This is a genomic window from Paraburkholderia lebeckiae, assembly GCF_050436325.1.
Lineage (GTDB): Bacteria > Pseudomonadota > Gammaproteobacteria > Burkholderiales > Burkholderiaceae > Paraburkholderia > Paraburkholderia tuberum.
In genome coordinates, this window is record NZ_JBNDLZ010000003.1 from 641,642 (window position 1) to 667,289 (window position 25,648).

Below are 25,648 nucleotides of genomic sequence, written 5' to 3' on the forward strand. Positions count from 1 at the left end.
ATTAATCGGCAATTGATTGCGCCTGTTCGTCGATCCAGATCAACGCGGCCATGCGTCCGGTCTCGCGATCACGGCGATACGAATAAAAACGCTCGCGCAACGTGACCGTGCACAGATCGCCGCCGCTGATGCGCGTAAGGCCGAGCCGCTGCAGGCGCAGGCGCGCCAGCGCCGGCAGATCGGCGAGATATTTGCCGGCATTCCCGGGATGCGCGACGAACGCCTTCGCGGTCGCGTCGAGTTGTGCATCGTCGGCAACGGTCATGAAGGCGTCACGCACGTCTGCGCCGACTTCGAACGCGGTGGGCCCGATCGACGGTCCGAGGTACGCATGCAGCTCGCTCGCGCGCACGTCCGCCAGCGCCGCGACCCGCGCGGCGGTCTGCTCGACGATGCCCGCCGCGAGTCCGCGCCACCCGGCATGCGCGGCGCCGACCGCGCGCCCCGCTTCGTCGCACAACAGCACCGGCATGCAATCGGCGACCATGACGACGCACGCGATGCCCGCGCGATCGGTGACGCTCGCGTCGGCGCGCGCCGGCGCACCATGCTCGCGCGCGTGCGCGATCGCATCCTCGGCGCGGACGATGCCGGCGCCATGGATCTGTTCGAGCCACGCGGCCTCGCGAACACCGGTAAGCGCGACGAGCCGTGCGCGATTGCCCGCGACCGCGGCGGGATCGTCGCCGGTCTTCATGCCCAGATTCAGCCCGCCGGGCTGGTCGGCGCCGTCGCGCCAGCGGCCGAACGGCGCGTTGCTGACGCCGCCGTCGCGGGTGGTCACGAGCGCGCGCACGCGCGGCGACACGTTCCATGCGGGTTGCACGACATCGGCAAAACCCAGCTCCGGCAGATTGGTGCTCATGCGTGATCGTCCTCGTCGTGGTCGCTGTCTTCATCGTACGCGCCGTCGTCGAACGACGCATCGTAGTCCTCATCCTCGCCATACGCATCGTCGAACTCGCCCGCGTCGTCGCGACCCAGACCGAGCGCGGCCGACAACGCCTCGATGTCGGCCGGCACGTCGGCGCGCCACTGCATCGAGCGGCCGGTCTTCGGATGAATCAGGCCGAGCCGCCACGCGTGCAGCGCCTGGCGCGCGAAGCCGTCTGGCAGCGGCGTGACCGAGCGCTTGCCGCGCGCGCGTCCGTACACGGGATCGCCGAGCAACGGATGACCGATGTGCGCGCAATGCACGCGAATCTGATGCGTGCGCCCCGTCTCCAGATCGCAATGAATCGCCGTGACCGGCTGACGCTGCCAGATCGCCGAGGACACGCGCCGGAAATGCGTGCGCGCCGGCTTGCCGGCCGCGCCCGTCACCACGGCCATGCGCGTGCGCTCGCGCGGATCGCGGCCGATCGGCGCGTCGATCGTGCCTTCGTCGGGCAGGTTGCCCCACACGAGCACGAGGTAGCGGCGCTTGACCGTGCGAGCCTGCAACTGGCGCACGAGGTCGGTCTGCGCCTCGAGCGTGCGCGCGACCACCATCAGCCCCGAGGTCTCCTTGTCGAGCCGATGCACGATGCCCGCGCGCGGCAGACCCGCCGCGGACTCGCCGTAGCGGTAGAGCAGCCCGTTCAGCACGGTGCCGCTCCAGTTGCCAGCCGCCGGATGCACGACCATGCCGGCCGGCTTGTTGATGACGACGAGCGTGTCGTCCTCGTAGACGATGTCGAGCGGCACCGGCTCGGGCGTGAAGGCGAGCTGTTCGGGCAGCAGATCGGGCACGAGTTCGATCGTCGCGCCAAGCGGCACCGGCTGGCGGATCTTCGCCGCCTTGCCGTCGACGCGCACCCGCTGCGCCTCGATCCAGCTTTGCAGACGGCTGCGCGAGAACTCCGGGAATACTTTGGCCAGCACCTTGTCGAGGCGCTCGCCCGCCAGTTCGTCGGGTACCACGACGCTGCGCGGCGCTTCGTCGGCCGCGCGCACGGGCACGGGTGCCGCCGTGGCCGCAGAGCCTTGCGGGCTGCTTGCGGCGAGCGCGTCGCCGGAGAAATCGTCGTCGACGGAATCGGCGCCCAACGCGTCGGCTGGGTCGGCGCTTACGCTATAATCTTCGTTGCTATTCCCGGCGCCTGCGGCGCCTGGAGTATTTGAGCGGGTCATTGAATCTGGGTCACCTGGACGTAAAGCTAGACTGGAAAATGCGAGCCTTGAACACCATCACTGAAGCGTCGATCAATTTGGCGGCCATTAAGAAGGCGGCCCGGAAAGTGGCCGGATACATTGCGTGCGCCGCGGCCGTCGTCGCTGTTGCGGCTTGCCACGGCCTGCCGGAGAAGACCGACGAAACGGCAGCGTGGAACAACAACAAATTATATACGGAGGCGAACGACGCCCTGACCGGTGGCGACTGGGGCAAGTGCGCGAAGTATTTCGAGCTGCTCGAGGGCCGCGACCCGTTCGGCCACTTCGCCCAGCAGGCGCAGATCAACGTCGCGTACTGCAACTGGAAAGACAACGAAAACGCCGCCGCCGACCAGGCCATCGACCGCTTCATCCAGCTGCACCCGGATCATCCGGACATCGCCTACGCGTATTACCTGAAGGGCATGATCCACTTCAACGACGACCTCGGTCTGTTCGGCCGCTTCTCGGGCCAGGATATGAGCGAGCGCGATCCGAAGTCGCTGCGCGAGTCGTATGACGCGTTCAAGGTCGTGGTGGACCGCTTCCCGAACAGCAAGTATGCGCCGGACGCCGCCCAGCGCATGCGCTACATCGTGAATGCGCTCGCATCGCACGAAGTCCACGCCGCGGACTACTACTATCGCCGCGGCGCCTATGTCGCCGCGATCAATCGTGCGCAGCTCGCATTGCGCGAGTACAAGAACACGCCGGCCATCGAAGACGCGCTGCACATCATGATCCTGTCGTACGAGAAGCTGAACAACCAGCAACTCGCCGACGACACTCGTCGCGTGCTGGCCGGCACCTTCCCCGACAGCCCGTACGTGACCGGCCGCGCACGGCCCGGCACGGTGAAGTCGTGGTGGCAGTTCTGACGCCTCACGCGCCGACGGCACACTGACCTTCGTCTGAAAACGAAAACGCCACGACCTCGGTCGTGGCGTTTTCGTTTATGCGCGCCGCGAGACTCAATCGCGCTCGAACAGCGCAATCGATTCCACGTGCGACGTATGCGGGAACATATTGACGACGCCCGCGCCCACCAGCCGATAACCGGCCTCATGCACGAGCAGCCCGGCATCGCGCGCGAGCGTGGCCGGCGCGCACGACACATAGACGATGCGCTTCGGCAGCGGCCCGTTGCCGCTCTGCGCAATCTCCGCGAGCGCCTTCGCGATCGCGAGCGCGCCTTCGCGCGGCGGATCGACGAGGAACTTGTCGAACTGGCCGAGCGCGCGCAAGTCGTCGGCGGTGACCTCGAACAGGTTGCGGCACGCGAACGACGTGTGCCCGGCGACACCATTCAGCTCCGCATTCGCGAGCGCGCGCTGGGTCAGCACTTCGCTACCCTCGATACCGACCACTTCCCGCGAGATTCGCGCGAGCGGCAGCGTGAAGTTGCCGATCCCGCAGAACAGGTCGAGCACGCGGTCGGTGCGTGCCGGCGCCAGCAGGCGCAACGCGCGGCTCACCAGCACGCGGTTGATCGCGTGATTGACCTGGGTGAAATCAGTTGGCTTGAACGGCATACGGATGCCGTATTCGGGCAGCGTGTAGTCGAGCTGCGCGTCGAGAGGATAAAGCGGCGTGACCGTGTCGGGACCGCCCGGCTGGATCCAGAACTGCACCTTGTGCTCGTCCGCGAACTCGCGCAGCACCTGCTCGTCCCCGGCCGTCAGCGGTTCGAGGTTGCGCACGACGAGCGCCGTGACCGACGAGCCGACCGCGAGCTCGAGCTGCGGCATGCGGTCGTAGATAGACAGCTTGCGGACCATGAAACGCAGCGGCATCAGCATCGCCGATACATGCGGCGGCAGCACCTCGCAGGTCTTCATGTCGGCGATATAGCTGCTCTTTTTCTCGTGAAAGCCGATGCGCATGCCGCCGCGCTCCGGCAGGTAGCGCACCGCGAGCCGCGCACGATAGCGATAACCCCAGGACGGTCCGTCAATCGGCCGGAACACCGTTTCGGGGCGCAGCTTCGCCAGATGCTGCAGGTTGTCCTCGAGCACGCGCTGCTTGACCGCCACCTGCGCGCGCATGTCGAGATGCTGCATCGAGCAGCCGCCGCAGATATTGAAGTACGTGCATTTCGGCGTCGTGCGGATCACGCTTTCGCGGAATACCTGGACGACTTCGGCCTGCTCGAATTTCGGCTTGCTGCGATGCGTCGAATAACTGACGAGTTCACCCGGCAGCGCACCTTCGACGAACACGACCTTGCCTGGCGTGCCGTCTTCGCTCGTGGTGCGGCCCACGCCGCGCGCTTCCATATCGAGCGAAACGATTTCGATGAGCGGTTCGTTGCCGGTAATGACGGGCGCCGGCGCCGGGGCGTGCGCTCTGGCATGCTTCGATGAGCGCCGCGGCGAGCGACGTTGGGGGGCAGTTCGGGACACCTGCGGACTTCCTGACGAACGATGGGGGAAAGGCGAGATTGTAGACGAAGCGCCGGGCCTGCCTGCCTGCGATGCGGTGCGGACCACACGCGGATCGCGGCCCGGATTGCGGCTCCTCGGCGGAGGCTCTGCTCGCGCGCGCTTACTGCTCGAACGCCGCCAGATACTCGGCCCACTGCGGTGCGCTTTCCAGCGCGAGCGCGTTCTTCACGAGGTTGATCTCGTCAGCATACTCCGACGGCGAAAAGCCACCGCGCATCAGTTGGAAGCGGCAATACAGCAGGTACGTATTGACGACGTCGGTCTCGCAGTAATTGCGGATTTCCTCGATGCGCCCTTGCTGGAACGCCTGCCACACCTGACTGCCGTCCATGCCCATCTTGCCCGGAAAGCCGCACATCTTCGCGAGCGCGTCGAGCGGCGCGTTCGCGCGCGCCTGGTACATCGCGAGCACGTCCATCAGGTCGGTGTGTCGCGCGTGGTAGCGGCTGATGTAGTTGTTCCACTTGAAGTCGCGGTCGTCCTCGCCGAGATCCCAGAACCGGTAGGCGGGGATGCCGTTGACGAGCGCCCGGTAGTTGAGCACCGGCAGATCGAAACCGCCGCCGTTCCACGACACGAGTTGCGGCGTGTACTTTTCGATCACGCGATAGAACGACTGCACGAGCGTCGCCTCGCTGTCATCGGGCGTACCGAGCGAGCGCACGCGAAAACCGTTGTTGTCACGGAACACGCAGGAAATCGCCGCGACCCGCTGGAGGTGATGCGGCAGAAAATCGCTGCCAGTTTTTTCGCGGCGTGCGGCGAACGCGTGCCCGGCGACGTCGGCGTCGCTCATCGACGCGGGCAAATCTTCAAGCCGGCGGATGCCGGCGACATCGGGAATCGTCTCGATGTCGAAAACAAGAATCGGTGTCATCAGGTCAGAGAACGGCGTCTTTGCGGACACCGTTTGAGGCAAAGAAGCGCTTCAGTCGCACCAGCGCTTCCTGTTGGATCTGGCGCACACGCTCACGCGTGAGGCCCATTTCGTCGGCCAGCTCCTCGAGCGTGGCGGGCTCGATGTGATTCAGACCGAAGCGCCGCTCGATCACATGGCGGTGCTTGTCCGACAAACGCGCGAGCCATGCGCGTGTCAGTGTTTCGAGCTCGCGATGCTGCACTTCGGCGTCTGGCGACTGGCTCTGGTCGTCCGACAGCAGATCGAGCAGGCTGCTCGCCGGATCGAGATCGAGCGGCGCATCGAGCGAGGCGGTGTGCTCGTTCAGCGCGAGGATGTCGGTGACTTCGTCGGTGGTCTTGCCGGTCAGATAAGCGATGTCGTCGATGCTCGCGTCGCGGCGCTCGGCCGCCTCCCCCGAATTCATCGAGTTCTTTTCCAGATGGCGCTTCGCGCGCAACACCTGGTTGAGCTCACGAATCACATGCACGGGCAATCGCACCGTACGCGCCTGGTTCATGATCGCGCGCTCGATGCTCTGGCGGATCCACCACGTCGCGTAGGTCGAGAAACGGAAGCCGCGCGTCGGATCGAATTTTTCGATTGCGTGCATGAGGCCGAGGTTGCCCTCCTCGATCAGATCGAGCAGCGGCACGCCGCGATTCAGATAACCCTTGGCAATGCTGACGACCAGCCGCAGATTGCGCTCGATCATCACCTGCCGCGCTTCGAACTCGCCGGCCTTGGCAAGGCGCGAATATTTCTGCTCTTCCTCGACGGTGAGCAACGGCTTCACGCTGATGCGATTCAGATAATGCTGGATCGTGTCGGCCGTGAGTTCGGCCTGCAGCAGTGCGCGGAAATCGTCGGCGTCGGGCGGCGCCTCGCCGGTGGTTTCGCGCGCGTCAGCGCTCTCGCTGTCGTCGAGGCCGCTCTGGCGTTCGTCGAGATCGCGCTCCTCCGCGACCTCTTCTTCCACTTCCGAAGCGCCGCTTTCGTCCACTGCGGCAGACGTGACTTCGCTGATCGTCTCAGACTCGGCTTGCGGCGGGCGGCGCTTCGATTTCGGCATGGTCGTATCGCTTATTGCGGCGGCAAATACTTCAGTGGGTCGACTGGTTTACCCTGTCGGCGAACTTCGAAATGCAACATCACACGGTCGGAATCGCTATTGCCCATCTCTGCGATCTTCTGCCCTTTCGTAACCGCTTCCCCCTCTTTTACCATCAAAGAGCGGTTGTGTGCATACGCGGTGAGATAAGTTGCATCATGCTTGATGATAATGAGATTGCCGTAACCACGCAGCCCATTTCCGGCATAGACGACGCGACCATCGGCTGACGCTTTAACCGGCTCGCCCGCGGAGCCGCCGATATTGACGCCCTTGTTGGTCGAGTCGTTGAACGTGTTGAGCAGCGGACCGCGCACCGGCCATGCAAATGCTACGTTGCCCGCCGCTGCGCTGCCGATGTCGGCGCTCGCCGCAGAGGGATTGGCCGGAGGCGCAGCTACCGCACCATTCGCGGGCGTACCGGTCGTCGCGCCGCCGTAGAGCGGCGGCATCGCGGCGCCGACCGCGGCCGGCGCGTTGTTGTTCAGCGGTGCGCTTTGCACCGCCCCCGTGCTGCCGATCGGCGCGGTCGACACGCCCGGCGTCATGGCCGCGGTATTCGCGCCCGGCGGCACGACGCGCAGCAGCTGGTCGACCTCGATCTGATTCGGGTTGGTCAGGTTGTTCCACGTCGAGATGTCGCGGTAATTCTGGCCGTTTTCGAGCGCAATGCGGTACAGCGTATCGCCCGGCTTGACGCGATAGTAGCCGGGCGGCGGCGGGCCGAGCGGCACCGCCGGTTGCGCCGCGCCCTGCGCGGTGGCGAGCGTGCCGCCGCCGGAGCGGTCGACGACGGGCGCCTGGTCGAGCCGGGATGCACAGGCCGTCATCAACAGGGACAAGGCGAGCACGCACACGCTGCGCTGGGTTACGGTCAAGGGGGTATTCGGGGTGGTTCTCTGCATCGCGCGCAACATACTCATCGGTGTCAAATCACTCCGGATTTTAAGGGTACAAAGAAAACGCGATCAAGCCGCGACTCGCGCCACTGCGCGGGGCCGAGGCGCTCGACCAGCGTCAGCACCTGACTCTGTCCTTCCTGTGAGCCGACCGGCGCAACCAGACGTCCGCCGATCGCGAGCTGCTCGATCAACGCCTGCGGAACGTCGAGCCCGGCAGCCGCGATCACGATCGCGTCGAACGGCGCCGCCGACGGCAAACCGAGCCGCCCGTCGCCGTAATGCAGCCGGATATTCGGAATGCGCAGCGGACGCAGATTCGTCTTCGCGCGCTCGGACAGCGGCTTGATGCGCTCGATCGAATAAACCTCGCGTGCGACCTGGCTCAGCACCGCCGCCTGATAGCCGCAACCGGTGCCGATTTCGAGCACGGTGTTCAGCGCGCGCCCGGCCGCCGCGAGTTCGATCATTCGCGCAACCACCGACGGCTTCGAGATAGTCTGGTGATGACCGATCGGCAGCGCGGCATCTTCGTACGCCTGGGCCGCAAGACCCGGATCGACGAACATGTGGCGCGGCACCGCCGCCATCGCGTTCAGCACACGCTGATCGCTGACGCCATTGGCTCGCAGGCGTTCGACCATGCGTTCGCGAACCCGTTCCGAGGTCAGCGCCAAGGCGTTGTTCATCGCGCCGCTGCTCGCGCCGCCGAATGCGCCGCCCATCGCACCGGCCAACGCGGCGTTCAGCGCGGGTTTCGCGCTTTGCTGCAGTTGCGACTGAAGTGGCGATGGTGTCGCGCGTGCGCTGTGGCCAGACGCATGCGTCGAGGTTTTGCCTGGCTTGACCGACGACTTCGGTGCTTGCTTGACAGGCTGCCCCACCAATGCACCGGCGAACGCGTTCGCTGTTGTCTTCGCGACAGGAGCGGCCTGCGGCTTTGGCGGCATCGCACCGGTCGCCGCCGTTGACGTACCGAACGAAGCGCTTTGCGTCTTCGCCTGGGGAATCACCTGGGGTCGCGTCGCCGGCGTGGATTGCGCAGCAACTGAGGTCCTCGCTTGCGCCCGTGCGGCCGCGCCGCCCTGCGTCGGCTTCGCCGACGGCTGCCGTGCGTTCAACGCCGCGCTCGCCGCGAGCGCCGCCGCGCGCATCTCACCTGGACGTCCCTCGGGCCGGCGCGGTTCGCGCACCAGGTCCTCGAGCCCTAGCGGAAAGCGCTTCGCGCGCTCGCCGGTCATGAACTGCCGCTCCCGGCGCGCAGCCAGTCGCGCGCCGCGGGCAGCATTTGCGTGTAGGTCAGATCGAGCTGTAGCGGCGTGATCGACACGGCGCCGTTTGCCACCGCATGGAAGTCCGTGCCTTCGCTCGCGTCGCGCGCCTGGCCCGAGGCTCCGATCCAATAGATCGGTTCGCCGCGCGGATTGGTCTGGCGGATCACCGGCTGCGACGGATGACGTTTGCCGAGTCGCGTGATCTGCCAGCCGCGCAGTTCGTCATACGGCAGGTTAGGAATATTGACGTTCAGCAGCGGATGTCCCGGCAACGGCCGCGCGAGATAATGCTCGACGATTTCGGCGGCAACGCGGGCCGCGTCTTCGAGATGCGCCCAGTCTTTGTCGACGAGCGAGAACGCGATGGCCGGCACCCCGAACATGATGCCTTCGGTGGCGGCTGCGACGGTGCCGGAATACAGCGTGTCGTCGCCCATGTTCTGGCCGTTGTTGATACCCGACACGACGAGGTCCGGTGTATGGTCGAGCATGCCGGTCAGTGCGATGTGCACCGAGTCGGTCGGCGTGCCGTTCACGTAGTAGAAACCGTTCGCCGAACGCAGGACCGACAGCGGCCGCCACAGCGTCAGGGAATTCGACGCGGCGCTGCAGTTCTGTTCGGGAGCCATCACGGTGATGTTGGCGATCGGCTTCAGCGCTTCGTAAAGCGCGGCGAGGCCCGGCGCCAGATAACCGTCGTCGTTGCTGAGTAGGATTCGCATGCGCCGATTGTAACCGAGGAAAGATGGCACGCGAACGACATGGACGGCGTGTCTGCGCGGTGTGCACAAGCCTCGTGCGAGCCCGTATGTTCCAGGTGCGCAGATGCTTGTATCGAACGCAAAGATGCTGCTTCGCACTGAATGCGCGGCCGTGCGCGCCCGTCGATGAATCGGCAACCTGTGCGTGCTTCGCGCTGTGCAATGCAATACGGCTTGCGCGCGACGCATCAAAAGCGCGCTGCGTGTCGTAACCCGCAGCGCAACAAATAGCACGATCGTGCGCTTTGCTTTACACTCGAAAATAGTGCAAACCCTGAACGATACGGAGACACGATGCGCGCGATTCGCTGCAAGCAGTACGGGCCGCCCGAGAGCCTGGTCGTCGACAACCTGGCGGATCTCGAAGCGCCGCCTGGCCACGTCGTGATCGACGTGAAGGCCGCGGCCGTCAATTTTCCCGACGTGCTGATCATCGAGAACAAATACCAGTTCAAGCCGCCGCTGCCGTTCACGCCCGGTTCGGAAGCCGCGGGCATCGTGCGCGCGGTGGGCGAAGGCGTCACGCAGTTCAAGCCTGGTTCGCGCGTGGCCGCGTTCACCGGCTCCGGCGGTTTTGCCGAGCAGGCGCTTGCGCCCGCCGCGGCCTGCGTGCCGCTCGACGATGACGTGTCGTTCGAACTCGCGGCCGCGTTCACGCTCGCGTATGGCACCTCGCATCACGCGGTGGTCGATCGCGGCGCGCTGCAGCCGGGCGAGACGATGCTCGTGCTCGGCGCGGCCGGCGGGGTCGGGCTGGCGGCGGTCGAAATCGGCAAGGCGCTCGGCGCGCGCGTGATCGCGGCGGCATCGAGCGACGAAAAGCTCGCGACCTGCGTGAAGCACGGCGCGGACGCGACGATCAACTACAACACCGAGGATCTGCGCGAGCGCATCAAGGCGCTCACCGACGGCAAAGGTCCGGACGTGATCTACGACCCGGTCGGCGGCGTGTATGCGGAGCCGGCGTTTCGCAGCATCGGCTGGAGGGGGCGCTATCTGGTGGTCGGCTTTGCGAATGGCGAGATTCCAAGGCTGCCGCTGAACCTGATGTTGCTCAAGGGCGCAAGCGTGATCGGCGTGTTCTGGGGCGACTTCGCGAAGCGTGAGCCCCAGCGCAATCGCGCGGCATTCGAGCAGATGACCGGCTGGATTCGTGAAGGCAAACTCAAGCCCTACGTGTCCGCCCGCTACTCGCTCGACGACACCGGCCGCGCGTTGCGCGACATGGCCGAGCGCCGCGTGATAGGCAAGGTGGTCGTCACGCCGTAGCACAACCAATAAAGGAGCAACAAAAACGGCGCGGCGGCCGACTGCGATTTCGGCCGCCGCGCCGCTTGCGATCCACGATCACAGCTTCTCGGTATCCCCGGTGCGCGGCTGCCACTTCATCAAACGCCGCTCCGCGGTCCCGACGATCGCATCGAGAATCAGCGCGAACGCGGTCAACACCAGAATCCCCGCGAACACCGTGTTGATATCGAAGGTGCCCTCGGCCTGCAGGATCAGATAGCCGACGCCGCGCGCCGAGCCCAGATACTCGCCCACCACCGAGCCGACGAACGCAAGCCCCACCGACGTATGCAGGCTCGAAAACACCCAGCTCATCGCGCTCGGCAGATAGACGAAACGCAGCAGCTGTTTACGGTTCGCGCCGAGCATGCGCGCGTTCGCGAGCACGATCGGACTCACTTCCTTCACGCCCTGGTAGACGTTGAAGAACACGATGAAGAACACTAGCGTGACGCCGAGTGCGACCTTCGACCAGATGCCGAGGCCGAACCACACGCCGAAGATCGGCGCGAGAATCACGCGCGGCATCGAGTTCGCGGCCTTCACGTACGGATCGAACAGTGCGCTCGCGGTCGGCGCGAGCGCGAGCCACAGGCCGACGCCGAGCCCGATCGCGGTGCCAAAGACGAACGCGAGCACGGTCTCGACGAGCGTGATCCACAGATGCAGATAGATCTCGCCGCCCGTGAACCATTCCCAGATCCGCTGCAGTACTTTCTGCGGCTCGCCAAAGAAAAACGCCGCCTTGTTCGGATCGTCGAAATAAAACGGCGGTATCAGCGTCGGGCTCGTCAGCACGTACCACAGCACGAAGCACAGCACGAGCAGCAGCCACTGCCAGATCACCAGATTCGCCCGGCTCGGGCGCAACGTCTTCCACATGACTTGGTTTGCCTTGGACGATTATTGAACACGTCTTCTTTTCGATGCGCAGGCGGGGATGCGCGGCCCATTTAAACAGCGGTCAGTTGCTGCTGATAACCCTTGAGCACCTCATCGCGCAGCACACCCCAGATCTGCGCATGCAACTCGACGAAGCGCGGATGCGAACGGATTTCGGCCACATCGCGCGGCCGCGGCAGATCGATCCGGAACTCGCCGATCGGATGCGTCGCAGGCCCGGCCGACAGTACCACCACGCGATCCGACATCGCGATCGCTTCGTCGAGATCGTGCGTAATGAACAGCACGGCCTTGCGCTTCGCGGCCCAGAGATCGAGCAGCTCATTTTCCATCAGCTGCCGCGTTTGAATATCCAGCGCGGAAAACGGCTCGTCCATGAGGATGATGTCGGGGTCGAGGATCAGCGTCTGCGCCATCGCGACGCGCTTGCGCATGCCGCCCGACAGCTGATGCGGATAGCGGTCGCCGAAGCCGCCCAGACCGACACGCTTCAACCACTCTTCGGCCTTCGCGCGCGCTTCCGAGGCCGGCACGCGGTGAAACGACAGGCCGGCCGTCACGTTGTCGAGCGCCGAGCGCCACGGCATCAGCGCATCTGCCTGGAACATATAGCCCGCACGGCGATTCAGGCCGCTGAGCTTTTCGCCGAACACGCTGACGCCGCCCGTCGACGGCTGGAGCAGCCCCGCGCCGATGTTCAGCAGCGTGGACTTGCCGCAGCCAGTCGGCCCGACGACCGACACGAACTCGCCGGGCTCGATACGCAGCGTCGTGTCCTTGACCGCTGTGTAGCGCTGTGCGCGGTTGTCACGCGCGGCGAACGTGCAGGTGATGTTTTCGAGCGCCAGGGCAGCAACGGTCATCGTACGGCTCGCTTCGGGAATCGGGTTAGCGGGGAATTGTCGCGGCGACGCTGGGGCGACGGGTGTGGACGCGGCGAATCGCCCTGTCCACGTCCCATTCGATGCGCCTGTGCGCGCGCCGCGTCGTTCATGCCTTGACGGTCGCGAGCGCCTTCTTCACGAAGTCGTTGGTCCACGTCTTCGACAGATCGATCTGCGCGTTCTGGATCACCGGATCGAACGCTTTCAGCGTCTTCAGCGACGTCGCGGGACCGTCGGCGGGCATCAGGCCGTCGGGCGACATCGCTTCGCGCACGTGCTGCCACGCGTCGAGATAGAGCGCGCGGTCGCCGAGCAGATAGCTCTCCGGCACCGTGTTGATCAGTTCGCTGCCGCTCGCGTTCTGCAGCCACTTGAGCGCGCGCACCATCGCATTGGTCAGCGCCTGCGTGGTGTTCGGGTTCTTCGTGATGAACGACTGCGAGGCGTACAGGCAGCCCGCCGGCATGTCGCCGCCGAACACGATGTGCGTATCGGTGAGCGTCCGGGTGTCCGACACGACGCGCACGTCGCCGGCGCGCTCGAGGCGCGTGACGACCGGATCGAGATTGGCGATCGCGTCGATCTGTCCGGACTGCAGTGCGGCGATCGCGCCGGCACCGGCGCCCACGCCGATGAACGCGACGTCCTTCGGACTGAGCCCCGCTTTCGCGAGGACGAAGCTCGCCATGATCGAGGTCGACGAACCCGGCGCGGTCACGCCGATCTTCTTGCCCTTCAGATCGGCGATCGACTTGTAGTTCGGCATCGTCTTCTTCGACACCGCGAGCACGATCTGCGGCGCGCGGCCCTGCAGCACGAATTCGCGGAACATCTGTTTTTGCGCCTGCAACAGCAGCGTATGTTCGAACGCGCCGGAGACCACGTCGGCGCTTCCGCCGACTGCCGCCTTCAACGCCTGCGAGCCGCCCGCGAAGTCGGAAATCTCGACTTCGAGCCCCTCGTCCTTGAAGTAGTTGCGGCGCTCGGCGATCGTCAGCGGCAGGTAGTAGAACAGGTTCTTGCCGCCGACCGCGATGGCGACCTTGGTGGTCTCGGGCTTGCCCTGTGCGAAAGCGAACGGCGTGGCCGCGAGCGAGGCGCCCGCGAGCGCCGCACCGCCGGCGAGGAAGGTTCTGCGTTGCATGGTCCGTTGTCTCCAGATTTTTTGTAGTCCGGCTTTTTGACCGCCCGGGTGCGGGTTGCGCAAGCGCTTGGGCACGGTGTGGGGCTGCCGGTCGCGCGGCGCGAATCGTGCGTCAGCGCCGCGCTTTACGCGCCTTTCTCTATGCGTTGCGCTGTGCGCCTCAAACGATCTGTTGCACCCGCAACCGCGCGATGCCGTCAGCATCATAACCTAGCGATTGCAGGACTTCATCGGTATGTTCACCCAGTTCTGGCCCCAGCCAGCGCGTCTCACCGGGCGTCGCCGACAGCTTCGGCGTAATCGTGGGCAGCGTGATTTCCTTGCCGTCCCGCCACTTGAACCGCTGGATCATCTGCCGCGCGATGAACTGCGGATCGGTGAACATGTCGGCGACGCTGTAGATGCGGCCCACCGGCACGTCGGCCGCGTTCAGCACCGCGAGCGCTTCGTCGATCGTGCGCGTGGACAGCCACGCGCCGATCGCGGCGTCGATTTCCTGCGTGCGCGGCACGCGGCCATCGTTATGCGCGAGCGTCGGATCGTTCGCGAGATCGTCGCGTTCGATCGCGATCATCAGGCGCCTGAAGATCGGATCGCTATTGCCGCCGATCACGATGCTGCCGTCGCGGCACGGATACGTATTCGACGGCACGATGCCCGGCAGAGACGCGCCGGTACGCTCGCGCACCATTCCGTAGACGCCGTATTCGGGCACTACGCTTTCCATCATGTTGAAGACGGCCTCGTACAGCGCGACGTCGACGACCTGCCCCTTGCCGCCGTTCACCTGCTTGTGATGCAGCGCCATCAGCGCGCCGATCACACCGTGCAGCGCGGCGATCGAATCGCCGATCGAAATGCCGATGCGCGGCGGCGGCAGATCCGGATAGCCGGTGATATGGCGCAGACCGCCCATCGACTCGGCGATCGCGCCGAAGCCGGGCCGGTCGCGATACGGGCCCGTCTGGCCGTAGCCCGACAGACGCACCATCACGAGGCCGGGGTTGTCGGCGGACAGCACGTCGTAGCCGAGCCCGAGCTTTTCGAGCAGACCGGGCCGGAAATTCTCGACGACGATATCGGCCTCTTTCGCGAGTCGCCGCACGATCTCCTTGCCCTCTTCGGCTTTCAGGTTGACCGTGACGGACTTCTTGTTGCGCGCCTGCACGGCCCACCACAGCGACGTACCGCCGACTTCCGGGTACAGCTTGCGCCATTTGCGCAGCGGGTCGCCGCCTTTGGGGTCTTCGATCTTGATGACGTCGGCGCCGAATTCGCCGAGAAAACGCGCGGCGAACGGCCCGGCGATCAGCGTGCCGAGTTCCAGCACCTTGACGCCGGCGAGCGGACCGCACGCGTCATGCGGTGCGGCGCTCGCGCCTGATTCGGGGGTGGCGCTCATGAGTCTCCTTGGTTCTGCATCGTTGTGTACCCAGCCTCTCTGGCTTGCAACGACTTGCGACGATGCGTGCCTGGACGGATATGACGGCGGCCAACGAAAGCCGCCTGGCTACATCGAACGACGGTCGAGCATCGCGCGCGCGATCGTGCCCGCGTCGACATACTCGAGCTCGCCGCCCACCGGCACGCCGCGCGCGAGACGCGTCACGGCAAGGCCGCGCGCCTTCAGCGTCTGTCCGAGGTAATGCGCGGTGGCCTCGCCCTCGTTGGTGAAATTGGTGGCCAGCACGACTTCCTTGACGACGCCATCCGACGCGCGCTTCACGAGCCGGTCGAAATGGATTTCCTTCGGGCCGATGCCGTCGAGCGGACTCAACCGTCCCATCAGAACGAAATAGAGGCCGCGATAGGTCATCGTCTGTTCGAGCATGATCTGGTCGGCCGGCGTTTCGACGACGCACAGCAGCGACGGATCGCGCTCCTCATCGAGGCAGACCTCGCAGATCTGCGCTTCGGTAAACGTGTTGCACTTTTCGCAGTGACGCAGATGCTCGGTCGCGAACAACAGCGAGCGCCCGAGCTTTTCGGCGCCTTCGCGATCGTGCTGCATCAGGTGATACGCCATGCGCTGCGCGGACTTCGGCCCGACACCGGGCAGCGCGCGCAGCGCTTCGACGAGCGCCGACAGGGCGGAAGGTTGTTTCATGCGGATCGGCGTCGACGTGGGTGGTGCCCGGGTGGGCAAATCGGGATGCGGGGGTGTTGCTCGAACCGGGCCGCGCTTTCACGCCGACGACGCTTTCACGCGCGGCTGCAGGTTCGATGTTTCCAGCCTGCACGCGGCGCGCGGCGGCGAGCGTCTGCGTTCGCACCGCGGCAATGAACCGCCGCGGCGCTCACCCGCTTCAGCCCTTTCTCAATCGGAACAGGTTCAGAACGGCAGCTTGAAACCCGGCGGCAGCGGCAGGCCGGCGGTCATGCCGCCCATCTTTTCCTGCGCGGTCGCCTCGGCCTTGCGCACGGCGTCGTTGAACGCGGCGGCGACGAGATCTTCCAGCATGTCCTTGTCGTCGGTGAGCAGGCTCGGGTCGATCGACACGCGGCGCACGTCGTTCTTGCAGGTCATCGTCACCTTGACGAGACCGGCACCCGACTGCCCCTCGACTTCGATCAGCGCGAGTTGCTCCTGCATCTTCTTCATGTTTTCCTGCATCTGCTGGGCTTGCTTCATCAGCCCGGCGAGTTGGCCTTTCATCATGGACGTGCTCCTTCTAGATAGCGTGAAATCTGGCATTCCGGCGCCGCGCTGCGACGACGCCGCGAACGATGGATCAGTGGGCCGGCGACGCGCCGTTCGAGGCGGCGTCCGGGGTAATCGGGCGGACCGAGCCCGGCACGATGCTCGCGCCGAACTCGCGAATCAGCGACTGCACAAACGGATCGGCGCTGATCTCGCGCTCGGCTTCCTGCTGGCGCTGCGCGCGCAGCTTCGCGTCGTGCGCGGCGGCGGTACGGCGCGCCGGGCCGACTTCGACCTGCACGTCGACGTTCTGGCCGAGCCGCTCTACGAGCGCTGCCTTCAGTTTAGCGACCTGCGACGCTTCTGCGTATTGCGGCACCGGCACATTGAGCTTCAGCGTGCTGCCGTCGAGCGCCATCAGTTCGCTGTTGAACGCAAGCTGATGCGAGATGCCCTTCAGCGGCAGATCGACGGCGAGCGCCGGCCAGTCGCCGGTGAAACCTAGCGGATCGAGCGACACGGCAGGCGGCAGCGGGCGCGTATCGGCGACCGGCGCCGGCGCGGCGGCGTGCGCGGCCGGGCCGTCCATGCGGACGTCGTCGGGGCCGCGGTCGAATACCGGCACGAAGTTGTCGTCTGGCGGAATGAAGTACGCGTCGTCAGCGGCCGACAACGGCATGTAGTCGTCGGGCGGCATGTCGTCCCATGGCGGGATCGACGGGCTGTCCTGCTGCGCATTGCTGCTCGCGCCGCTGTTTGCGTCGCGAGCGGGCGCCGCCTGCGCGGCGGTCTCGTGCGTCACGCGGCGTGGCGCACCGGGCGTCGGCACCGGCACGACCACACGCGGCGCGGCGGGTTTCGGTGCGGCCGGCTTCGCGGACACGTCCGTGTTAGCGCGGCCACGGTCGGACGATACTTTCATGCCGGCGTTGCGCAGGACGTCGAGCGCGGCGCTGGCGCCGCCCGCGCGACGCGGCGCTGAGTCGGCTGCGGCCGCCGGTGCCGCCGCTGAAGCGGGCGCCGCCAATTCCGGCCGCGCTTCCGGTTCCGGTGACGTGGCCTCTTCCGCGCGACCAGGCGCGGCGGTTGCAAGCGCGCTCGGTGCGGACGAAGGTGCGATGTCGGAAACTTCGTTCGAGACCGGTGCGGTCGAGCTGGCAATCGTGGCGACGGCATTCGCTGGCGCGTCTTCCCACGGCGCCAGCGGGGGCGCCGTAGTGGCAGGCGCGTCTGTCACGCGGGCGACTTCGGCATTGGGCGATTGCGGTGCTGCTTCAGACTGCGCGGAGTCGGCTGCGGGCTTCGCGATCGGCTTTGCAGTCGCCCCGATCGATTTCATCGCGTCGCCCAGCTCCTCGCCGGCAACGCCTACCTGGGGTCCGCGAACGTGCGCAGCAGCTGCCATGGCCGTCGCGGACGAAGGTGACAGCGCGCGCAGCGCGGCAACCGTCGGTGCACCTGAGCGCTTCGTACCGGCGGCGGCGCTCGCACCGTTCTGCGTGCCAGCGGCTCCCGCCGCTCCGCCACCGCCGCCTGTCGGCGCCGGCTCGAACGCGAGCATGCGCAGCAGCGTCATCGTGAAGCCCGCGTATTCGTCGGGCGCGAGGCCCAATTCGCTTCGGCCGATCGTCGCGATCTGATAGAACAGTTGCACCTGCTCGGCGCTCAACGCGTCGGCGAAACGGTGCAAGTCGGCCGCCTCCGGCCATTCGTCGAGCACCGACGAAGGCTCGAACTGCGCCCACGCGATCCGATGCAGCAGGCTCGCCAGATCTTGCAGCGCCGTCGAGAACGACAGGCTGCGCAAGGCCATCTCGTCGGCGACCGCCAGCACCGCCGCGCCGTCGCCCTGCGCGAGCGCGTCGAGCAGACGGGTCAGATAGCTTTGATCGAGCGCGCCGAGCATGCCGCGCACCGCGTCTTCACTGACCTGGTTCGCCGAATAGGCGATCGCCTGATCGGTCAGCGATAGCGCGTCGCGCATCGAACCGTCGGCCGCGCGCGCGAGCAAGCGCAACGCCTGCGCCTCGTGAGGCACGTTCTCTTCGCCGAGAATGCGTTCGAGATGCGACACGATATGGCCTGCCGGCATCTGCTTCAGATTGAACTGCAGACAGCGCGACAGCACGGTGACCGGAATCTTTTGCGGGTCGGTGGTCGCGAGGATGAACTTGACATGTGGCGGCGGCTCTTCGAGCGTCTTCAGCATCGCGTTGAACGCGTGGTTCGTCAGCATGTGCACTTCGTCGATCATGTAGACCTTGAAGCGCGCATCGACGGGCGCGTACACTGCGCGCTCGAGCAGCGCGGCCATTTCATCGACGCCACGATTACTCGCCGCGTCCATTTCGACGTAATCGACAAAGCGCCCTTCGTCGATCTCGCGACACGCACGGCATACGCCGCAAGGCGTCGACGTCACGCCGGTCTCGCAATTGAGCGCCTTCGCGAAGATGCGCGACAGCGTGGTCTTGCCGACGCCGCGCGTACCTGTAAACAAATAGGCATGGTGCAGACGGCCGCCGTCGAGCGCATGGGTGAGCGCGCGCACCACGTGCTCCTGTCCGACGAGCGAAGCGAAATCCTTCGGCCGCCATTTGCGTGCGAGAACTTGATAGGTCATCCGGAAATTGTATCAGTAACAATGGCGCGCAAAACCGATTCGGGAAGACGCGCGAAACGGCCACGACGACGCTCCATCGGAACACGGCGAACGATCAATACAAAAGCTGGGAATGACTGTGGAGAAACTGCGGACAAGCCGTGAAAACGGCTGCGGAGAAAAAAGCAAGGAAAGGTGACGAGCCCGACCCTCGGCACTGGTGGAAAACGGCTGTGGCTGCTTCGTTCCCGACCTGACCAGATTGACCATCCCTCCATGCGAGGAGGCCCGTCACGAAAGATTCTATCATTGCCGCGCGCATTGTGCGACTGTTGACGCGAGCAAAACGCGAACGACGCTTCGCTTTGAACGGCTTCGCGCTGTTTGCGCCCGCTTCCTGCACGCCGCCCGACGCCCTGCCAGCCACCGCGGCGACGCCCGCCACGCGCGGCACTTGAGTTCGCCGCGCGCGCCACCATTTAGATTGCAATGCGGTATCCGTGAGCCGCAGAAACCGGCCGACACTACGGCGGCGGCCTATTAGCCCCACTGTCCTGATGAGTACTATCACCATCGGCAACGCATAGCGAATTAAGCTACACTGCCAGTTGAAAGACCCGCATACGCGACTCTTTCTGCGCATTCCGTGAAGATCCGGCGTTTTTTCAGACCGTTTTTCTGATTTTCACAGGCAGGCGCGGCAAGGCTCTGGATGCGGCAGAGCGAAAGGAAATTTTCCCGGTTTTGACGTATCGTGGCGAGCAATTCAGGCGGGCCTCGAACCGACAGAGGTATTCATAAATGAGCGAACAAATCAAGCATATTAGCGACGCATCGTTCGAACAGGACGTCGTGAAATCCGATAAACCCGTGCTGCTCGATTTCTGGGCCGAATGGTGCGGTCCGTGCAAGATGATCGCGCCGATCCTCGACGAAGTCGCGAAGGATTACGCCGATCGCCTGCAAGTCGCTAAGATCAATGTCGACGAGCATCAGTCCACGCCGGTTAAGTTTGGCGTGCGCGGCATCCCCACACTGATCCTGTTCAAGAACGGCGCCGTTGCCGCTCAGAAGGTCGGCGCTCTGTCGAAGTCGCAACTCACCGCGTTCCTCGACGGCAACCTGTAAAGCAGCAGTACGCCGCGGCGTTCGCGGGTCCATCGCGCGCCGCAGTCAGTTCGAGAATCGGGCGCATCAGTGGAGCAATCCGCCGCGCACGCCGGTCAAGCAAAGCGTGTTGTCAGCCGGCAACACGCTTTGCAACAAAGATGCCACGCCGCCGCACTGGCTTAAATTGGCGTGTGCTATGCTAGAATCCACAAAACGTCGAAAAGACGTGTAAGTCTTTGAGCGGTTCCGCTCACCCTCCTCCCAGATTTCATTTCGTCGCACCTTCTCCTGCGGGTTCTCCGTATGCATTTATCCGAGCTTAAGACTCTGCACGTGTCCCAATTGATCGAGATGGCCAATGGCCTCGAGATCGAAAGCGCGAACCGCCTGCGCAAGCAGGAATTGATGTTCGCCATTCTAAAAAAACGAGCCAAAGCGGGCGACACGATCTTCGGCGACGGCACCCTCGAAGTGCTGCCGGACGGTTTCGGCTTCCTGCGTTCGCCGGAAACCTCCTACCTCGCCAGCACGGATGACATCTACATTAGCCCGTCGCAAATCCGCCGCTTCAACCTGCATACTGGCGACACGATCGAAGGCGAAGTGCGCACGCCGAAAGACGGCGAGCGCTATTTCGCGCTGGTAAAGGTGGACAAGGTCAACGGCCAGCCGCCGGAGGCCTCCAAGCACAAGATCATGTTCGAAAACCTGACGCCGCTGCACCCGAACAAGGTGCTGCTGCTCGAACGTGAAATGCGTGGCGAAGAGAACGTGACCGGCCGCATCATCGACATGATCGCGCCGATCGGCAAGGGCCAACGCGGCCTGCTCGTCGCGTCGCCGAAGTCGGGCAAGACCGTGATGCTTCAGCACATCGCGCACGCGATCAAGCAGAACCATCCCGACGTCGTGCTGTTCGTGCTGCTGATCGACGAGCGCCCGGAGGAAGTGACGGAAATGCAGCGTTCGGTGGCCGGCGAAGTGATCGCCTCCACGTTCGACGAACCCGCTGCGCGTCACGTGCAGGTCGCCGAAATGGTGATCGAGAAGGCCAAGCGCCTCGTCGAAATGAAGAACGACGTCGTGATTCTGCTCGACTCGATCACGCGTCTCGCGCGCGCTTACAACACGGTGGTACCGGCCTCGGGCAAGGTGCTGACGGGCGGTGTCGACGCGAACGCGCTGCAGCGCCCGAAGCGGTTCTTCGGCGCGGCGCGCAACATCGAGGAAGGCGGATCGCTCACCATCATCGGCACGGCGCTGATCGAAACCGGCAGCCGCATGGACGATGTGATCTACGAAGAGTTCAAGGGCACCGGCAACATGGAAGTGCACCTCGAGCGCCGTCTCGCCGAGAAGCGCGTCTATCCGTCAATCAACCTGAACAAGTCGGGCACGCGCCGCGAAGAGCTGCTGATCAAGCCCGAAGCGCTGCAGAAAATCTGGGTACTGCGCAAGTTCATTCACGACATGGACGAAGTCGAGTCGATGGAATTCCTGCTCGACAAGATCCGTCAGACGAAGAGCAATTCCGAGTTCTTCGACATGATGCGTCGTGGCGGCGGCAGCTAACGCGCGACCTTCGTGCTGGCCGTATTAGTCGGCAACTGCAATGCATGAAAAACCGCTCGCAAACTGCGAGCGGTTTTTTTCGTCCATCATCCGCAGAGACAATGCGCCGCCTCAACATGAACGTGAACGTACACACGGTTTCTCGAAGGGGCCTCGGCTATCCGGTCGAGAACATCGGCTGCACGTCGGCGCCACATCGCTGATTTCGGCGAGCGCGCTGTTCGTCTATCTGCGTTTTGCGAAGCTGCTGCTGCGCAAGAAGTGGATCATCATCGTGCCGGGCTTCGCGGTGGCCGAGTTCGCCGCCGGGTGGATGACGCTCATGTCGCCGGACCGAGGAGTTCACGCACGGCTACCGGCTGAAAAACATCGTTCGGCAGTTGACCATCTTCTTCGCGACCGCCTCGGCGATCATCGTCGAGCAGCACCGGCTCGCGCTGCATCAAAGTCGCCTCGCGGAGTCCGTGAATCCGTACAATCCGGTCTACCAGAACACGATCGCCTCGATCAGCCGGTCGATTGCGCAGCAGGCCAGTTTGCTCGCGTCGCTCGACGGTTTCTATTTTCTGATCGGCGTCGCGATATGCGGCGGCCTGTTCGCCGCGAGGCAAAAAAAGATCGACTGAAGGTGGGCTCCAAGCATGCTGTCGAAACTCACGAACTGGCTGGGCACACGGCGTCGCGAGCGCGCGCTGCGCGACTATGCGATCGACGATTCCTTGTGGCAGGCGACACTCGCCGGCCTACCCTTTCTCACGCATCTGGAAACGCCCGATCTCACGCGGCTGCGCGAGATGACGAGTCTCTTCCTCGCGCAGAAGGAGTTCTCGACCGCGCACGAGCTCGAGCTGACCGATGCGATGACGGTCGGCATCGCCGCGCAGGCGTGCCTGCCGGTGCTGAACCTGAGCCTCGATCTGTATCGTGGCTGGGTCGGCGTGATCGTCTATCCGGGCGAGTTCGTGATCCGCAAGACCGTTGAGGACGAAGATGGCGTCGTGCACGAGATCGAACACGACGCCAGCGGCGAGGCGTGGGAAGGCGGCCCGGTGGTGCTGTCGTGGGAAGACGCGCAGATGACCGATGGCAGCGACGCATACAACGTCGTGATCCACGAGTTCGCGCACAAGATCGACATGCTCAACGGCGAAGCGGATGGCCACCCGCCGCTGATGCGCCGCTGGCACGCGCCGCTCGATGCGCAGGCATGGGCCGATGTGTTCGACCATGCATACGATCACTTCTGTGCGAAAGTCGACGCGGTGCCCGAGCGACGCTGGGCGCGTTTCGAACGCGAGTCGCTGGTCGATCCGTATGCGGCGGACCATCCGTCGGAATTTTTTGCCGTGTGCAGCGAGGCGCTATTCGTCAAGCCCCAAGCGTTCGAGGCGGAGTATCCGGAACTGTACCGACTGCTCGCGCGCTACTACCGGCAAGATCCAGCGCGCGTCGGATTGACGTTCACGCCGGTTTGAGACGCCGCGAACGGGCGCCGCTTGCGCCGCAATAGAATCCGCTGGCAGAAAAATCGCCAAACGACTGATTTTCTGGCATAATCGCGGTTTTTCGACCGTAGGCAAGTGGCTCGCGCCTGAAGGCAGTCCAGTTCCAGGCTGCACGCGGGTTGGCTACCGCCAGATTAAAGGAAAGACCATGAAAGAAGGCATTCACCCGAATTACCGCGAAGTCCTGTTCGTCGATATGTCGAACGACTTCAGGTTCGTGACGCGCTCGACCATCCAGACGCGCGAAACCGCGGAATTCAACGGCAAGACCTACCCGCTCGCGAAGGTCGAAGTGTCGTCGGAATCGCATCCGTTCTACACCGGCCAGCAAAAGATCATGGACACGGCCGGCCGCGTCGAGAAGTTCAACAAGAAGTTCGGCGCACGTGCTTCGGGCAAGGCAGTAAAGTAATACCGCAACGGTGCCGGCTTCCGGCCGGCAACGGAGCAAACAGAAAGGGCAGCGCGAGCTGCCCTTTTTTGTCGCCTGCGCTTGCGCCCGCTGGGTCGCGCGCCGCGCGAAGCCTTCAGCCAGAAGGAGCGCGCCGCGCTTTCGCGACACTGTGTTACAGCTTGTCCATTGACGTTGCCGGGCGTTACCGGCCGTGACGTGCATCGCACGGCACGACTACAATGCCGGATGCTCGAAACGGGCCCTTGCGCCCTGACCTGCCAGGCCGCTCCGGCTGCATCGTTTATCCAGACTCCACATACCGCATGAGACCTGTCGTTCGCCTCACCGCCTCTGCGACCAGTGCGTTGCCGCGCTGGCTGCTGCTGGCCATCTGTATCGTCTACGCCTCGTTCGGCCTATTCGGCCGCGATCCGTGGAAGAACGAGGACGCAGCCGGCTTTGGTGTGATGTGGACGATGGCGAACGGCGGCGCGCACGACTGGCTGCTGCCGAATCTGGTCGGCAAATATCTGACCGAGGACGGCCCGCTCGGCTACTGGCTCGGCGCGAGCGCGATCCGCGTCCTCGCACCGTGGGTCGACGCGAGCAACGCGTCGCGCGTGTTCACGGGCCTGCTGTTCTGCGCGGGCTGCGCGTTCGTCTGGTACGCGGCGTATCTGCTCGGCCGGCGTGCCGAAGTGCAGCCGTTCAAATATGCATTCGGCGGCGAGCCGGAACCGCGCGACTATGGCCGCACGCTCGCCGATGGCGCACTGCTGATCCTGCTCGCGTGCTTCGGCCTCGCCGAGCGCGGTCACGAGACCACGCCGCAGCTCGTGCAGTTCGTCTGCATCGCGATGCTCGTGTACGGCCTCGTGCGCATGATCGACAAGCCGATTCAGGGCGCGCTGACCTGGGGTCTCGCGATCGGCCTCGTCACACTCGCGAGCAGTCCGGTGCTGGTCGGCGCGCTGCTGCTCGGCACGCTCGCGATGACGCTGATCGTGCGCGAAACGCGATCGCGCTGGCTGCTGCTCGCGGGTCTGCCCGTGGCGCTCGTGCTCGCGGTGTCGTGGCCGATCATCGCGCTCACCGCGTTCCCCGACGACGCTGTCTGGTATCTGAACCAGTGGCTGCACGTGAGCCTGAGTTCGTTCGCGGGCCCGCCCGGCTCGGTCGCCGCGTATGCGCTGAAAAACCTGCCGCTCTTCACATGGCCCGCGTGGCCGCTCGCGCTGTGGTCGTGGTTCAGCTGGCAGGGATTGCGGCGCGCGCCGCACGTGGCGATTCCGCTGTCGGTGATCGGGCCGCTGTTCGTGCTCGTCGTGCTGCAAAGCCATCAGTCGAACCGACTCTACATGCTGCTGCTGCCGCCGCTCGCGGTGCTCGCCACTTTCGCGTTGCCGACGCTCAAGCGCGGCGCGATCAACGCGATCGACTGGTTCGCGCTGCTGAGCTTCACGATCCTCGGCAGCTTCGTGTGGCTCGTGTATGTGGCAGGCCTGACCGGCTTTCCGCACCCGCTCGCGCGCAATCTCGCGCGACTCGCGCCCGGCTTCGTGCCGCAGTTCAAGATTCTGTCGTTCGTGTGCGCGGTCGCGGTGACCGTGTGCTGGTTCCTGCTGGTGCGCTGGCGCCTCGCGCGTCATCCGAAGGTGCTGTGGCGCAGCGTCGTGCTGTCGAGCGCCGGCACCACGCTGATGTGGGTGTTGCTGATGACGCTGTGGCTGCCGGTCGTCAACTACAGCCGGACCTATCGCGACGTCGCGCAGCAGATCGCCAACCACTTGCCCGATGACTACACGTGCATCGCGCCGGTACGCCTCGGCAATGCGCAGATCGCGACGTTCGCATATTTCGGCGACATGCACTTCTCGTTCGACCAGGACTGCGACGTGATCCTGCGTCAGGACTCGCAGGACTACGGCGACCCTAGCGCGATGCCCGACTACATCTGGAAGCTCGTGTGGGAAGGCCGCCGCGCGGCGGACCGCGACGAGCGCTTCCGCCTGTACGTGCGCATCGACCGTCCCAAGCCGCCGCCCGGCAAGCGCCGCAACTGGCACAAGAAGCTCGACTGACC

At 64.8% G+C, this 25,648-nt stretch carries 23 protein-coding genes, 1 other RNA gene and 1 pseudogene; 9 read left to right on the forward strand and 16 right to left on the reverse strand.

The window, feature by feature from the left end; all coding sequences use genetic code 11:
* Window position 1: 1 nt before the first annotated feature.
* A complete protein-coding gene (gene pgeF, locus OKW44_RS20870) occupies window positions 2–865 on the reverse strand; it encodes a peptidoglycan editing factor PgeF (protein WP_018418120.1) in 864 nt (287 codons plus the stop codon).
* Window positions 862–2,112 (reverse strand): RluA family pseudouridine synthase, encoded by a 1,251-nt coding sequence (locus OKW44_RS20875; RefSeq protein ID WP_026225406.1) that lies wholly within the window; start codon window positions 2,110–2,112, stop codon window positions 862–864. Before OKW44_RS20875 ends, pgeF begins: the two co-directional genes overlap by 4 nt.
* A gap of 38 nt (window positions 2,113–2,150) precedes the next feature.
* On the opposite strand from OKW44_RS20875, the gene OKW44_RS20880 reads away from it, so the two are divergent.
* On the forward strand, window positions 2,151–3,011 hold the full coding sequence (locus OKW44_RS20880) for an outer membrane protein assembly factor BamD (RefSeq protein WP_035470089.1): 861 nt from the start codon (window positions 2,151–2,153) through the stop codon (window positions 3,009–3,011).
* A gap of 93 nt (window positions 3,012–3,104) precedes the next feature.
* Here OKW44_RS20880 and rlmD read toward each other — a convergent pair whose 3' ends face one another.
* The 6 genes from rlmD to surE form a co-directional block, all read right to left on the reverse strand.
* The gene (gene rlmD / locus OKW44_RS20885; RefSeq protein ID WP_026225408.1) at window positions 3,105–4,535 is read right to left on the reverse strand and encodes a 23S rRNA (uracil(1939)-C(5))-methyltransferase RlmD; all 1,431 of its coding nucleotides are present in this window, start codon (window positions 4,533–4,535) and stop codon (window positions 3,105–3,107) included.
* Window positions 4,536–4,677: 142 nt separating this feature from the next.
* Window positions 4,678–5,454, reverse strand: a complete 777-nt coding sequence (locus OKW44_RS20890; protein WP_026225409.1) for a 3'-5' exonuclease — start codon at window positions 5,452–5,454, stop codon at window positions 4,678–4,680.
* A gap of 4 nt (window positions 5,455–5,458) precedes the next feature.
* Window positions 5,459–6,547: an RNA polymerase sigma factor RpoS gene (rpoS, locus tag OKW44_RS20895; RefSeq protein WP_018418126.1), complete on the reverse strand. Its 1,089-nt coding sequence runs from the start codon at window positions 6,545–6,547 to the stop codon at window positions 5,459–5,461.
* A gap of 11 nt (window positions 6,548–6,558) precedes the next feature.
* Complete coding sequence (locus OKW44_RS20900) at window positions 6,559–7,509, reverse strand: peptidoglycan DD-metalloendopeptidase family protein (RefSeq protein WP_026225410.1); 951 nt, start codon at window positions 7,507–7,509, stop codon at window positions 6,559–6,561.
* A gap of 5 nt (window positions 7,510–7,514) precedes the next feature.
* Window positions 7,515–8,726, reverse strand: coding sequence for a protein-L-isoaspartate(D-aspartate) O-methyltransferase (locus OKW44_RS20905; RefSeq protein ID WP_018418128.1), 1,212 nt, complete (start codon window positions 8,724–8,726; stop codon window positions 7,515–7,517).
* Entirely contained in the window at window positions 8,723–9,481 is a 759-nt protein-coding gene (gene surE, locus OKW44_RS20910; RefSeq protein ID WP_018418129.1) for a 5'/3'-nucleotidase SurE, read from the reverse strand. The genes OKW44_RS20905 and surE overlap by 4 nt, the downstream gene beginning before the upstream one ends.
* A 333-nt stretch (window positions 9,482–9,814) precedes the next feature.
* On the opposite strand from surE, the gene OKW44_RS20915 reads away from it, so the two are divergent.
* Window positions 9,815–10,789: an NADPH:quinone oxidoreductase family protein gene (locus OKW44_RS20915; RefSeq protein WP_018418130.1), complete on the forward strand. Its 975-nt coding sequence runs from the start codon at window positions 9,815–9,817 to the stop codon at window positions 10,787–10,789.
* 78 nt (window positions 10,790–10,867) lie between these two features.
* Here OKW44_RS20915 and OKW44_RS20920 read toward each other — a convergent pair whose 3' ends face one another.
* From OKW44_RS20920 to ffs, 8 genes are all read right to left on the reverse strand, one after another.
* Window positions 10,868–11,692: an ABC transporter permease gene (locus tag OKW44_RS20920; RefSeq protein WP_018418131.1), complete on the reverse strand. Its 825-nt coding sequence runs from the start codon at window positions 11,690–11,692 to the stop codon at window positions 10,868–10,870.
* Between the two features lie 71 nt (window positions 11,693–11,763).
* Complete coding sequence (locus OKW44_RS20925; protein ID WP_018418132.1) at window positions 11,764–12,576, reverse strand: ABC transporter ATP-binding protein; 813 nt, start codon at window positions 12,574–12,576, stop codon at window positions 11,764–11,766.
* Between the two features lie 127 nt (window positions 12,577–12,703).
* Complete coding sequence (locus OKW44_RS20930; protein WP_018418133.1) at window positions 12,704–13,741, reverse strand: ABC transporter substrate-binding protein; 1,038 nt, start codon at window positions 13,739–13,741, stop codon at window positions 12,704–12,706.
* Between the two features lie 160 nt (window positions 13,742–13,901).
* A complete protein-coding gene (locus tag OKW44_RS20935; RefSeq protein ID WP_018418134.1) occupies window positions 13,902–15,143 on the reverse strand; it encodes a CaiB/BaiF CoA transferase family protein in 1,242 nt (413 codons plus the stop codon).
* Window positions 15,144–15,251: 108 nt separating this feature from the next.
* Window positions 15,252–15,848, reverse strand: a complete 597-nt coding sequence (gene recR / locus OKW44_RS20940) for a recombination mediator RecR (protein ID WP_018418135.1) — start codon at window positions 15,846–15,848, stop codon at window positions 15,252–15,254.
* Window positions 15,849–16,073: 225 nt separating this feature from the next.
* Window positions 16,074–16,400, reverse strand: a complete 327-nt coding sequence (locus OKW44_RS20945; RefSeq protein ID WP_018418136.1) for a YbaB/EbfC family nucleoid-associated protein — start codon at window positions 16,398–16,400, stop codon at window positions 16,074–16,076.
* 73 nt (window positions 16,401–16,473) lie between these two features.
* The gene (locus OKW44_RS20950) at window positions 16,474–19,005 is read right to left on the reverse strand and encodes a DNA polymerase III subunit gamma/tau (RefSeq protein ID WP_018418137.1); all 2,532 of its coding nucleotides are present in this window, start codon (window positions 19,003–19,005) and stop codon (window positions 16,474–16,476) included.
* 173 nt (window positions 19,006–19,178) lie between these two features.
* An RNA gene (gene ffs / locus OKW44_RS20955) (signal recognition particle sRNA small type) lies at window positions 19,179–19,277 on the reverse strand.
* A 508-nt stretch (window positions 19,278–19,785) separates the two neighbouring features.
* Here ffs and trxA point away from each other — a divergent pair.
* The 7 genes and pseudogenes from trxA (at window position 19,786) to OKW44_RS20990 (ending at window position 25,646) form a co-directional block, all read left to right on the forward strand.
* Window positions 19,786–20,112 carry a thioredoxin TrxA gene (trxA, locus tag OKW44_RS20960; RefSeq protein ID WP_013089343.1) on the forward strand — a complete coding sequence of 109 codons (327 nt, stop codon included), beginning with the start codon at window positions 19,786–19,788 and terminating at the stop codon, window positions 20,110–20,112.
* Between the two features lie 285 nt (window positions 20,113–20,397).
* The gene (gene rho / locus OKW44_RS20965; RefSeq protein ID WP_026225411.1) at window positions 20,398–21,666 is read left to right on the forward strand and encodes a transcription termination factor Rho; all 1,269 of its coding nucleotides are present in this window, start codon (window positions 20,398–20,400) and stop codon (window positions 21,664–21,666) included.
* Window positions 21,667–21,815: 149 nt separating this feature from the next.
* Window positions 21,816–22,000: pseudogene (locus OKW44_RS20970) on the forward strand (MFS transporter); the annotation flags it as partial.
* A gap of 46 nt (window positions 22,001–22,046) precedes the next feature.
* Complete coding sequence (locus tag OKW44_RS20975) at window positions 22,047–22,292, forward strand: hypothetical protein (protein WP_018418140.1); 246 nt, start codon at window positions 22,047–22,049, stop codon at window positions 22,290–22,292.
* Window positions 22,293–22,307: 15 nt separating this feature from the next.
* Complete coding sequence (locus OKW44_RS20980; RefSeq protein ID WP_018418141.1) at window positions 22,308–23,141, forward strand: M90 family metallopeptidase; 834 nt, start codon at window positions 22,308–22,310, stop codon at window positions 23,139–23,141.
* A gap of 178 nt (window positions 23,142–23,319) precedes the next feature.
* Window positions 23,320–23,583 carry a type B 50S ribosomal protein L31 gene (locus OKW44_RS20985; protein ID WP_018418142.1) on the forward strand — a complete coding sequence of 88 codons (264 nt, stop codon included), beginning with the start codon at window positions 23,320–23,322 and terminating at the stop codon, window positions 23,581–23,583.
* 305 nt (window positions 23,584–23,888) lie between these two features.
* Window positions 23,889–25,646 (forward strand): ArnT family glycosyltransferase, encoded by a 1,758-nt coding sequence (locus OKW44_RS20990; protein WP_026225412.1) that lies wholly within the window; start codon window positions 23,889–23,891, stop codon window positions 25,644–25,646.
* Window positions 25,647–25,648: the final 2 nt, after the last annotated feature.